Raw genomic sequence first — 12,559 nt, 5'->3', positions numbered from 1 at the left:
CGCTCTCCTAGTGATCGTGTGACGCGCCAGATTTTTCAATATCGGCTTTGATGACATAGCTATTTTCAGTAACATACTCGGTACCGGCAGGCAGTCCACCTAGTACTTCTATCCATGTTGCATCTGAACGACCCAGCTCAAGCATCCTGACTTCATATTCATCAGCGACTTTTGCATACACGACCGTAAAATCACGAAAGCTCTGTAAGCCTATTTTCTTTACCGCTAAAGGAACTTCAAAAGAAGCAGTTTCAATATCGGCTTTAACAAAACTCCCTTCCAACAAAGGCTCAGCCTGTTGTGCCAACGTAACCCACACCATTCTTGCCTGATCACTTCTAACTTTTGGCTCTATAAATGATACCTTACCAGCAATATTCACAAGACTACCTTCTGCCTTAATGCTCACTAGAGTGCCTTGAGATACTTTGCTGTAATCGCTCGGGTAGACTGCTAATTTAACGACAGATTGACTCGCGTCTGTGATAACAAGCAGTTCTCGGTTATTCGTTTGCTCACCTGAATTAGCCATTTGTTTTGCGACAAAACCAGCAATAGGCGATTTTATCTCATAGGGGTTTAAACTTTCATTACTTTCAATCGTCATTAAAGTTTGGCCTTTATTTACTTTATCGCCAAGCTTTACATTTAAGTGTGTAATAACACCTTCAAAACGTGCAAAAACAGTGCGGTGCGCACTCGGCGGTAACCAAACCTGTCCATAAGCAGGGATCGTTTGATGAAGCTTTTGAGACCCTGCAATTGCAGTTTCAATCGCCATTGCATCTGCTACTGCGGGTTCGATTTTTGTTCGCCCCTCTAGGTTATCGTATTGCCAACGATATTTTTTTCCTTGGTAGCTCGCATTTACTGTGACAATAAAAGAGTGCGGTTCGTAAATTTCCATATCCCCACGTAAAAAGTCACTTTGGCTAATAAACTTAATATCATCAATCACATTACCTAATCGGGTTAACGTAACCGTTAATTCAACATCGTCGGGATTAATTGGGTTTTTATTATCCGTTAACCATACTCTAAACTCAGGTGGTACGCCTGTTTCGAAAATCGCTAACTCCAATGCGAAGCTTCCTTCACGAAGCATACGACCATTATGCGGCCCTTTTTCAGGCTCTGCTTGCTCTGTAGTAGGTGTTGATACTGCGCTAGCGGGTAAATGTACCCCCGCGCTGAGGCCGAGTAATACGGCAACGGTTATGGAGGGAATAAAGTTTGTCGTTTTCATAAATAATCTCATTGTTCTATCGATGCGCCAGTAAGACGCTGAATTTCTATATGCTGTAAATGTAAGCTTTCATAAGCGCTAAGTAGTTCTGATTGCGCGCTTAATTGCGCCTGACGCACGCTACTCCACTGGTTGTAATTCAATTTACCAACGTTAAATGCTTGTTTTGCTTGGGTAAGCGCGGTTTCTAGCGTGGGAATGATTTCATTTTTTGAGGTGGTAATTACATGAACAGAATGCTTAACTTCTTGAAGCAAAGCATAAAGCTGGCTATTAGCTTGTTGAGTTAAACTCTTCGCTTGCGCTGTTAATACATCTTGCTCGGCACGTAACTTAGCGACCGTTCCGGCATTGCTGCCAGATGCTCCCCACGGAATAGAAACACCGGCCACGAGCCCATAGTCATCCGTTGATTCATAACGACGTAAGCCTGTTGTAAATTGCCATTGTGGTTTTGCTTCAATTTGAGCTAATTCAATGTGTGATTGTGCAATACGTTTTTGACTTGCTAATTGCATCAAACGAGGCGCATTTTTAAAGCGCTCGAACTGTGACTGAAAATCTACAATTTTAGGTAACTGCAATAAGTTACCTGTAAGTGTAAAGTCAGTGCGAGGCTCTGCCCACAAGGCTGAAAGCTGATATTTTCCGCTGGCTATTTCATGCTCAAGATCTTCGACAAGTAATTTTTGTTTAATTAGTTCAGCTTTGGCTAAATTTTTATCAATAGCCAACGACTGACCAATACGAACTCGTTTATCTATTGCATTTACAACTTCATTCGCTTGTCTTACTCCCATTTTATTGAGCTTTAGTGCCTCTTCTTTCACCAGTAGTTGAATAAATTGCTTCGCAGTCATCGCGGCTAAATCAAGTGCAATAATTTGTTTATCTAAACGTAACTGCTCAAGTTCAGACTGGCTTGCTTTTACGCGACTATCAATTTGCTCTTGTTGCATCAGCCAAGAGAAAGTTAAGGTTGATTGCATATTTTGCAAACCACTATGCTCACCTGTCCCAAAAGCATCTTCAACCATTAAGCCTATTTGTGGTCTTTGGCCTATACTTGCTTGCTTTATTTTGCCTTGCTGGGCTTTATCTCGATAAAAGAAGCCCTGTAATTGCGGGTTGTTAGCAAGCGTGAATGAGATGGCTTGCTTTAGATTTAATGTTTGATAAGCCTCAGCACTTGCAAAACACGGCAGTGCTGTAAAAGCCATAAATAGACCTACAAAAAACCGATTGCCAATCGGTTTTTTGTAGGTAAAATAACGACTGAGTAATTTCATTTTGATCCTTACTTAGTGGATGAAAAAAGTTTCTATAAGATGGTGAACACTATCGGCAGTCGACAGTGTGAATAACGCAATAACCACAAAGCTAAGTAACGTGATTATTAAAAGTAGTTTAGGCGTAGCAGGTATTGGTGTTAACAATGTTTGTATACGCTGAGTTATTTGTTCATTACTAAAGTGACTTATATATATATTGTCATTAATTGCATGTTGCTGGCGTTGCAATCGAGCAACATTAATAAGTGCTTGAGCAACATCCAAGCCATCAAAATGCTGCGTCGCACCGACATCAGCAATTTGCTCTGTTAAAACAGTATATGATTGCTGTAACACTGCGCGCGTGGTCGCAGGAAAACACCAACTAAATAAACCAAATAGTGTTTTAAAAAGCGGATCTCGAGCTTTTAAATGTGCTAGTTCATGCTGTATGACTATGTGTACTGTTTTTTCATCGAGTGCTTGTAAACCACTGGTTATATAAACTTTTGGATTGAAAAAACCTACAGTAAACGCCTCTGGTACGGGATGTTCAATAACGTACACAGACTGGTTTTGATAATCCCTGTGAAGTTGAGTGTTCGATAAAGCCAACAGGCTACTCATTGCTGTACGATGTCTATTAAGGCTAAAAAATGTATGTACGCTAGCACTTGCCATCAAACAAACAGCCGATATAAGCAATACCGAATGCCAACTATATACAGAGAAAACCTCAAGGTGATGCCAGTGAGCGACTCCTTGCCACCAACTAGACATTGGATTTTGTTGTACGTGAAAAAACACAAGCGTAGACAATAACGAGATCCACCAAGGACTGGTAATAGTTAACCAAAGCATGGATTTACGAGCGGTAAATTGGAAAATGGCGAGTTTTTTACAAACCGATGTGTGAAAGAAAGAAATCAATACCACCACAAAGATAAAAGCGGTTACCGCTGCGCTTGCTAAATTTAAAAAAACGGCCCAATTTCCAACAATCATATTTACACTTTTCCGCTTCGTAGTTTTCGCTGTTGCTCTATAAGCTTTTCGAGCTCATCTAATTGTGTATCATTAAAATTAGTCGAAGTAGAAGAAAATGCAGCAATTAAACTGTTTTCACCCTCTTCAACAAAGTCAGCTGTAATATCATTTATTAAAGTAGCTATAAGCGAGTTACGATCAACTTTAGTTCGGTAATTATAAGCATGACCCTGCTTAGTTCTGCTAAGAAGGCCTTTTTTATAAAGTCTTTCAAGGGTGCTTTGAATAGTATTGAGAGTGCAGCCACGTGTTTTACCTAAACGACTGTGCACATGCTTTGCATCCGCTTCTTTAGAAGACCACAAATATTGAAGTACTAGTTTTTCTAATTCGCCTAACTGCATAATCAAATATCTCTTAACAACATAGCCATATCATGGCAAAATAAAAACCGATAGGCAATCGGTTTTTATTTTTTTATTTAAAAAGGAAAGTAATACATGGGTTGGATAATTTTTAAATACTTAGTGACAGCAGCAATTGTTGTAGCGGTTTCAGAGGTCGCAAAGCGCAGTGATAAACTCGGAGCACTAATTGTAGCACTTCCATTGGTAACCATTTTAGCGATGATTTGGTTGTACGTTGAAAAACAGCCGCCAGAGAAAATTGCGAGTCATGCCTGGTACACATTTTGGTATGTTGTGCCTACCTTACCGATGTTTTTAATATTTCCATCATTACTACACCGATTTGGTTTTTGGCCATCACTCGGCCTCAGCGCCTTAATAACTTGTTTTATTTTTGGAGTGTTTGCATTCGTCGTTAGTAAATTTGGAATAAATTTATTACCCTAAAAGTTGTTTCTGAAATTAATAATATGGTGAAATCAAGGATGTAGCTGAGGCAATAATTTCGATACTTATCTCTAAAAAATTTCCCATTACTTAGCAGAGTCAAATAAAAGCTAGCCTTATTTATGTACTAAGAGTGATAATATAAACAGAATATGGCTCATTTTATGGAACTATAAAAATGCTTCTATAACTCTAGTTCTAAGTGATTTAATTTGTATACTGCTTAATGAACAACCTGAAAGCAGCTCATCATAAGCTATACCGCGTTCTGAAGTTAGGCCCCCTAGAACGAGTTTATCAAGGGTTTCTTTTAACTTATTATCCCTGTTTATCTTTGGCGATGTTAAAGGTCTAAATATATCTTCTCTCACCAAGATTGTGTCACATTCCATATCAACATAAGAGCAACTATCTGGTATATCAATATTAATACGCTCAGCAAACTCAACTAAGCTTGTTTCTGCAAATGTGAATAACCATGCGAATTCAATTTTACCTTTGCCAGACCTAAGAATGCGCCCTAGAACTTGCCTAAAATACAACTCTGTTTTTATAGAGCTTAAATGACAGCATACTTGTAGCCTAGGTATGTCGGTCCCTTCACTGATCATACCAACACTAACAATCCACTGTTCAGTAGATGACTTAAATAAATTAATTTTCTGTGTTGAATTATCGTGTAAGTAAGTAACTATGGTTGACGTTTGATTAAATTCTTCAATTAATAAACTATTTATCATTTCAGCGTGCTTAACTGAAGACGCAACAACTAGGCCACCGGCAGTTAGGTTTGAAGCTCTTATCTCCGACAATTTTAATACGGCTAACTTCAATAAATATCTAAGTGCAGAGTCATTATTAAGCACCTCTTGGTAAGTTGAGTGAGCTTGTTTAACAAATTCAGCTATAGATCCATATGTTTCTTCACCATCCGAAATACTATTGCTATCAACTAAAACTATTTTTGGCTCTCTACATACATTATCTCTAATGGCCTGACTCAAGCTGTATTGATAATCGCATATCAACTCACCTTCTGGGTCAGAATAGTTCACTAAAGCGATAGGAAGAGCGTCTGAGCGCCAAGGAGTGCCTGATAGCGCAAGCGTGTAAGTTGCAATATCCTGTAAATGGAAAACAACTCTCTCACCCCACGTATTGATTTTAGATTTATCTTGCGAGAACGAGCAATGGTGTATTTCATCAAAAATAAAAAATGTACGGTATTTACTTAGCCCATCCCAGGTACTTTGAGGAATGGAGCATAAACTTTGATAAGTCATTGAAACACCTACAGCCGTAAATGAGCCATCAAATGAACACCCAATTATTTTTCCAAATGTTCTTTTGATATTATTAGCCACTTCAACCGATGGTGAAAAGCAGATCACTCTGTCTATCATTTTTTTATCAAATAACGTTTTGGCCAATGATGCTGCCATTATTGTTTTACCAGCACCTGGAGTAGCCTGACATAGAAAGTGCTTATCACTAACAGCGTATTTCTTTACCGCTAACTCAACACATTCTTTTTGCCAACTTCTCAACATTGCCGTGCACCATTATCCAAAGAGGCCAATACAGTAGTTAAAGCGTTAACTTTTCCTAATAACTTAGCTGAATTATTTTTAGCATCATCTAATGCAGAGTAGAACAAGCTAAGGTGCTCAGGGAATCGCTTTTGTAGAGCTTTATATTCATCAACTTCCCCTAATAAAATTGCAAGCTCAGCCTCAAAGTGTTTCTTTTCATTTAATAAGGTTTCAACAAGCGGTGATGCTTGATTATCAGTATTACTGCTAATTGATTTTTCTTGTTCAATTACAACCTGTTTCGCCACAAACGTAACGTTATTAAACAGCTCAGTTTTAAAATATTTTTTATGGCGGCCACTTCCTTTTGAATTTAGGAGTTCCTTCCGCTCAAGAGCTGTCGTTTGTCTATAAATGAATTTACGTGCCTCATCTATATCTTGATATGTATCAGTTACGGTTAATAACTCATCCCTGAGCTCGACAATTGTAAAGCCATTGCACTCTTTTTCGATCAAAAGGGAATAAATATGTTGGTTTAATTTGATAACGTGGGGCATTTCTTATACTACAACAATTAAGAAAACTTAGGGTTGCTAAGTATATAGAACAATGCAAAACTTAGAAATACTAAGTTTTATGCTTGAGAGTGATTTTAAGAACATACCCACAAATCAGACTTAGGATTCCTAAGTGTACAAACTATTGTAAAACTTAGACAATCTAAGCTATTAGAGACTGAAAAAATGATACTTTTGTGTTCCAAAATCCAATCCCAATTAGACTCAAACAAGCCCGCGCTAAGTCAGGTATTACTCAAAAGCAGCTGGGGATACTTATCGGTATGGATGAAAACTCAGCGAGTGGTCGCATGAACCACTATGAAAAAGGCCGTCATATTCCAGATTTAACGACTCTAAAAAAGATCGCTGATGAACTAAATGTTCCATTGAATTATTTTTTCTGTGAAGATGAGACAACAGCAGAGCTAGTAATTGAAATATCAAAGTTAGACACGGAGAAAAAGCTTGAGCTAATCAAGGAACTCAAAAAATCAACTAAATAACTAAAGTTTAAGAATAAACAACCTGATACTAACTTGATATTTTTGGATTAAGTGCTGCGCCAACACATTAACTTTTATAACAATTGATCTGAGAGTATATTTTTAACAAACAAGAATTAAAAAAATCAATAAAGGGAAATTAATGTGAAAATTAAAATGTACCCAGCCGAAAATGGAGATGCATTTTTGATTTGCTCTTCCGATACTAATATTTTGATCGATGGCGGTTATGCAAAGACCTTCGATAAACACATAAAACAAGATCTCGATAACTTAGCGAGTAAAGGTAATATTCTAGATTTAGTTATTGTAACTCATATTGATGCTGATCATATTGGCGGAATTATCCGACTTTTATTACTGAACGAAAGTAAAATATTAAGTAAAGTTATCTCGATCAAAAAAGTTTGGCACAATAGTCTTCGAAGCCTTTCATTACCAAATAGTTCTGAAATTTCACAGGAAAGCTTAGAAATCCTGAAATCGTTCATAAGAAGAGGTCACCCCAAGAATTTAATTGCAGAAACTGAGCAAGTAGAAGAAATTAGCGCTAGACAAGGCAGTACACTAGCAACTTTGATAAATAAAGGTCGATATTGTTGGAATGAGAAACATGGTTTAAAAAACATATGCGTAGAAGAGAATTCATACACATCTCTTCCTAATGGTTCAATAAAAGTTATAACCCCTACAAAGTTAAGACTACAAGAACTTCTACACTCATGGAAAAAAGAGCTAAAGCGTTATGGACTTACTGAATCTGTTACATCAAATACAATTGTCGATGATGCATTTGAGCTAAGCTTAGAACATAGGCAAGAAGAAAATACCAAGCTCCCAGAATTAACATCTTCTGGCCAAAATATAAAGCTTGAGGATATATACTCACCTGATGAGTCAAAAACAAATGGAAGTTCAATTGCAACTATAATTGAGTTAGACGGTGTTAGAGTACTTATGCTAGCTGACGCTTGGGCCGAAGATATTATAGTTGAATTAAATGCAATGAAAGCTCAAGGCGATAACTTAGAGTTTGATGCAATAAAAATATCTCATCACGGTAGTATCCACAACACCAGCCCAGAGCTCCTAAAATTGATAGATGCACCGGCATTTTTTATTTCAACTAATGGTAGTGGAAATCATAATCACCCCGATTTAGAACCCCTTTGTGCAATCGTTGATAGAGAAGCGAATTTTATGAGAACTATTTACTTTAACTATTCAACCTCAGCATCTAGGAAGCTTAAAAACTATCAAACAACCACTGGAGCAACTTTCACAGTTGTAGAAAATGCTACAAATTGGATTAATATCAAAAAGGATTAAGATGCTAGATAAAACAGCACAATCAGCGACATGTAGAATTCAATGTGGTGAGGAGTCAGGAACTGGCTTTCTTGTGTCTTCAAAATTAGTATTGACAGCAAGCCATTGTTTGGAAGATCCGACTGAGAGTAACAATGAGGTTGATGTTGTTTTTGAATATGGCACAACCAAATTACCTCACAAAGCAAAAGTGCTGGATTATGATGAGAGCTTAGATGTAGCTCTATTAGAGCTCGACTCAGAACCCGACTTAACTCCGTTAACTATCAGTTGTCAGATGCCACTAGATGGTTCAAAGTTCTACTCTTATGGATGGCCAGTAGCTAAACTAACAATCGGTCACCGTTTAGAAGGAAAAATAATCCAAACTTTTGAAGCTACAAAACTAAAATCTGACATCGAAATTAGTATTAACCAAGAATTATCTCTAAGTAGTTATAAAGGCTTTTCTGGAGCTGCTTTAATATGCGATGAAGCTTGCGTTGGAATAATTCGAGTTTCAATTGAGAAAACATTACATGTCATTTCAACTTTCACACTACGACATTTTTTAGCTCAAAATGATATTCCAATAACACAAGAAGAAAGTTTGTCTAATAATGAAACCATAGCTTCACGATTTGAATTCGTGAAGCAGTTTGATGAACTACTCACCAAAAATTGCAATAGTTATAGGTTCATTAACGGCGCTCATGGGATAGGAAAATCCACTTTTTGTGATACTTACTCCCCATTGAATGACTCACTTGAACACTTCGCTACTTATTGCTTTTCGCAAAGTCAGAAGTCCAAAAATGCAGTACAGCTAGCACAGCCTATAGAGTTCTTTAATTGGCTAAATATGCAAGTATCAAAATTAATAAACGGGACTCCTATAAGGACAGATAACTATGATTACCACAGGTTAATAAAAGAAACAGAACAGCTCCTTTCCATAGCTTGCAATAAATATGATTTAAATAAAAAAGTAGGTATTTTATTTATTGATGGGCTTGACGAAATTTCTCGGCATGACCCTGCTTTATTAAGTAAGTTCATTGGGCTTTTACCAATACAACTACCTAAAGGCTTGATTATTGTTCTAGCAGCCCCTAACTATGAACAATTTGAAGCTCAATTGGGACAAAGGTTGAATAAAAGTTTATGTATTTCGCTCCCTCCCCTGAAATATAATTCAGCCCAAAGTTTCTGCTATACCAACCTATATAATGAATTTGCAGTACCTAAAACTGTAAACTTAATTTGTGAAAGAGCTCAAGGACACCCTCTATACCTTCGCTATTTAATAGACCTAGTAAACTCAGGATTAACTAAAAAAGAGTTATCTGATTTCCCCCTGATTGATGGAACAATCCGAAATTACTACGATTTACTTTGGTCACAGTTAAAAAACGATGAAGCTGCGGTAAATCTATTAGCAATTGTTGCTCGATTACGATGGGGGATTCCTATTAGTTTCTTTTCGGAGATTTTAAATAAAAGCGAACAAGCTATTCTAATAAGTACTCATAGTAGAATAAAACACTTACTTTTAAATGAGAATGAAACAACCGTCTATCACTCATCATTTTCAGACTTTTTGGTTGAAAAAACTCAATTGCTTGAGAAGAGTATTCAACTGAGACTATTTGAGTTTTGTGAAAAAAATCAAAAGAGTCAATACGGCTTACTTAATTTAATTTATCACGGCCTCAAGATAGAGAATGATGATAAATCTCATGTAATTCTATTATGTAATCAAAGTTGGGTAGATAAATGTGTCCTACAAGGAGTAGAGCCTGACACTTTGCAAATTGATATTCATAAAACCTTAGAGGCTGCAACACTGTTAGGTGATTTAGCTGAAACAGTTCGAATATTATTATTGTCCCAAAGAATTAATTTCCGCTATAGCGTTTTATTTGCTCAATCAGCTAGTTTGACAGCTGGAGCACTTATTTCTATTGGGAAACAAGAAGAAGTTTTGCAACATGTAGTTAGGTATGGTCAGTTAATAATACCTCCTCAAGAATCTTTCAAAATAGTTTTACACCTCTCGAATGAAGAAGCTAATCAAGAAGCTCTCAATCTAACAAGAACTACAGAGATGTTTATTGAGGACAAGTTTGAAAATTTATTAAGTGGAGATGGGATTCCATATGACGAATTTATGAACTTCTTTAGCTTGTACTCTCAACTTTTCATGCTTAAAACTCGACTTGGTGACGAATCCGCTTATAAGAAGTTCGTGAACTTTCAACTTTATTGGTCGGAAGTTATTTCATCCAACGCAAAAAATAAAGAGTATAGCGATGCGTTCAAAAACGAAATGGTAGCTAACTCCCAAGCAACCGCAATGTGCCTACTGGAACACTACGTGCCTATTTCAGAGCTACGCAAGATCTATCGAGGTCCTATCAGTGACTACACAGGAATTATTTTATCCTCGATTCCTATTTATTTTGAGTTATGTCGCTATTACGGCTTAACTGCCAATAGAAGTATACTTACAGTAGTTTTTAATGACCTTCTAACCATCATTGCTGAATGTGGTGGTGGAGTTAATAAACTAAATAGTGTAGCTACTAGCGCTCTTTTAACTCTCAATGCGCCAAAAGAAATTATAGAAACCTTTAGTAAAGAAATTGAAGAGTTGAGCTCCTTTACCTTCATCGGAGAAGACGGAATCACGAGTGATGAATACCTTTTCATTCAAAACATGTCTGACTGGCGACTAAAAGCATATGCTAAAACTTGCTTTAAATGTCCGAATTTTATCCCATTCACTAATAACAACTGGGAAGAAAGCATAAGCTCCATCTGTAAAATAGTTGCTTGGTGTAGTGGCAAAGCAAGAAAATACAATCAAAGTAGTGATGCTAAAGAGCTAGAAAATGTATGGGATATACTCAATAAAAGCGTTATTGATAATATAAAGTTTGTTTTGTCAGAGCGAGAGCAATGGCAAGATTCATATAACATACCTGAGGGTATTTTCCCGCTAATTTACAAGGAATTAGCTGAGACGATATCTCAAAGTTTTGAAAACAAAATTAGCTATTTAATAAACCATCTTAATACTCAGTTTGATACTCAATATGGAATATATTCAGAGGGATTTAGAAGAATACTTAAGAATACGATTGAGTGTTTAACGAGAAAAAAAATAGATTCTCAATCAGAAGATCTTGTTTTCAATTTAGTTCATCAATGGAACAAGTATGTAAGTCAAAATCTTAAAAATAGATATGAACTGATCCCTGAGCTTTTAGAAATAATTGCTTTATATAAAAAATTAGACGCACAAGAGGAAGCAAAAAGAACCTATGAGAGAGTTTTATCTCTTTCAATGGGGCCAAGCTGGTATAAAGAGGACCAATTTGGTTTATGCATTACCGCACTCGAATCTTTAAGTACTACTTCGAACTTAAAACATGAAGTTATCAAAGATATTGCAGGTATACTTGACGCAGCTAGCGGAGAAATGACTTTTCAAAGATTTGTTAGATACGCCAAAAGAGATCTTATTGGTGCCTTGTGTGTAAAAGGTAAGTATAAAATTGCTGTAGATTACTTTATTACACAAACATATGGCACATTAGAACAGATGCACATCGAAGTCACTCGAGATAACATTGACCGGCTCAATGAACTTAGGGGATCTCGCTTTCCTGGCAATGCTCTTGACGAGCAAGATTGCATAGTATTGATTGTTAAAAATATTTATAAAGTTGCTGACTGGCAGCTTTGCTGGGCTCTTCTAGAATGTTTTCAATTTGGAGACGATCGCCATTATAGCAGCTTTACCCAAGCATATGGATTAATCTTAAATAATATTTCAGATGACCAAAGTTCAGTGAGTAAAGCTTTTGATAGATTAGAAATAATCTGTGAGTCAGAATTTAATGACGAATTAAGTAAAGCTCAGTTTATTAATACAATTTTTTCAATTATTTCCGAGGGACTCAGAGAGCAGTTTGAAACAAAGTTTCAAACTGAATTAACTCTGATCAATGAGATTGAAAAAGAGGAAATTACAGATAATGATGAGTCGTTAGCTCCAAATGCTGATGTGCATAAAGATGAAAACTTAGGCCGTAACTCTGATGATATGGTTATTCCTGGTATATTTGGTAAACAGTCAGTAACCCAAATTGCAGAGAAGTTATTAGATAACGCTGAGAGTTTACTTCGCCGAAATAATTTCTCGAGTGCAACAAGTAAAATTTTAGCAGGGATGGAGGCAATGCAAGGTGGTGGTTGGACTATTTGGGGAGAAAGCCTATCAACAACTA

10 protein-coding genes are annotated in these 12,559 nt (G+C 36.7%); 4 read left to right on the top strand and 6 right to left on the bottom strand.

What is annotated here, in order from left to right:
* Window positions 1-7 precede the first annotated feature (7 nt).
* From ACT3RM_RS05245 to ACT3RM_RS05230, 4 genes are read right to left on the bottom strand one after another with little or no spacing between them, the layout of a single operon-like run.
* Window positions 8-1,246 (bottom strand): efflux RND transporter periplasmic adaptor subunit, encoded by a 1,239-nt coding sequence (locus ACT3RM_RS05245; protein WP_441994630.1) that lies wholly within the window; start codon window positions 1,244-1,246, stop codon window positions 8-10.
* Between the two features lie 8 nt (window positions 1,247-1,254).
* Window positions 1,255-2,535 carry a TolC family protein gene (locus ACT3RM_RS05240; RefSeq protein ID WP_392342927.1) on the bottom strand — a complete coding sequence of 427 codons (1,281 nt, stop codon included), beginning with the start codon at window positions 2,533-2,535 and terminating at the stop codon, window positions 1,255-1,257.
* 12 nt (window positions 2,536-2,547) lie between these two features.
* Window positions 2,548-3,522: a M56 family metallopeptidase gene (locus ACT3RM_RS05235; protein WP_441994629.1), complete on the bottom strand. Its 975-nt coding sequence runs from the start codon at window positions 3,520-3,522 to the stop codon at window positions 2,548-2,550.
* 2 nt (window positions 3,523-3,524) lie between these two features.
* Entirely contained in the window at window positions 3,525-3,908 is a 384-nt protein-coding gene (locus ACT3RM_RS05230) for a BlaI/MecI/CopY family transcriptional regulator (RefSeq protein ID WP_008467191.1), read from the bottom strand.
* Between the two features lie 96 nt (window positions 3,909-4,004).
* Between ACT3RM_RS05230 and ACT3RM_RS05225 the strand changes: the two genes are divergently transcribed.
* Complete coding sequence (locus ACT3RM_RS05225) at window positions 4,005-4,358, top strand: DUF3147 family protein (RefSeq protein WP_008467186.1); 354 nt, start codon at window positions 4,005-4,007, stop codon at window positions 4,356-4,358.
* 170 nt (window positions 4,359-4,528) lie between these two features.
* Here ACT3RM_RS05225 and ACT3RM_RS05220 read toward each other — a convergent pair whose 3' ends face one another.
* Window positions 4,529-5,908 (bottom strand): DEAD/DEAH box helicase, encoded by a 1,380-nt coding sequence (locus ACT3RM_RS05220; RefSeq protein ID WP_441994628.1) that lies wholly within the window; start codon window positions 5,906-5,908, stop codon window positions 4,529-4,531.
* On the bottom strand, window positions 5,902-6,408 hold the full coding sequence (locus tag ACT3RM_RS05215) for a hypothetical protein (protein WP_259399588.1): 507 nt from the start codon (window positions 6,406-6,408) through the stop codon (window positions 5,902-5,904). The genes ACT3RM_RS05220 and ACT3RM_RS05215 overlap by 7 nt, the downstream gene beginning before the upstream one ends.
* A 239-nt stretch (window positions 6,409-6,647) precedes the next feature.
* Between ACT3RM_RS05215 and ACT3RM_RS05210 the strand changes: the two genes are divergently transcribed.
* The 3 genes from ACT3RM_RS05210 to ACT3RM_RS05200 all read left to right on the top strand — a co-directional run.
* Window positions 6,648-6,956 carry a helix-turn-helix domain-containing protein gene (locus tag ACT3RM_RS05210; protein WP_165724362.1) on the top strand — a complete coding sequence of 103 codons (309 nt, stop codon included), beginning with the start codon at window positions 6,648-6,650 and terminating at the stop codon, window positions 6,954-6,956.
* Window positions 6,957-7,100: 144 nt separating this feature from the next.
* Entirely contained in the window at window positions 7,101-8,285 is a 1,185-nt protein-coding gene (avs1a, locus tag ACT3RM_RS05205) for an AVAST type 1 anti-phage system MBL fold metallo-hydrolase Avs1a (protein ID WP_165724364.1), read from the top strand.
* 1 nt (window position 8,286) lies between these two features.
* Window positions 8,287-12,559: S1 family peptidase (locus ACT3RM_RS05200; RefSeq protein WP_444511343.1), on the top strand; the 4,273-nt coding region annotated here is incomplete at its 3' end.

The sequence above is a fragment of the Pseudoalteromonas sp. AOP7-A1-14 genome (assembly GCF_052376275.1).
Lineage (GTDB): Bacteria > Pseudomonadota > Gammaproteobacteria > Enterobacterales > Alteromonadaceae > Pseudoalteromonas.
This window is presented reverse-complemented; position numbering and strand designations above follow the sequence as displayed.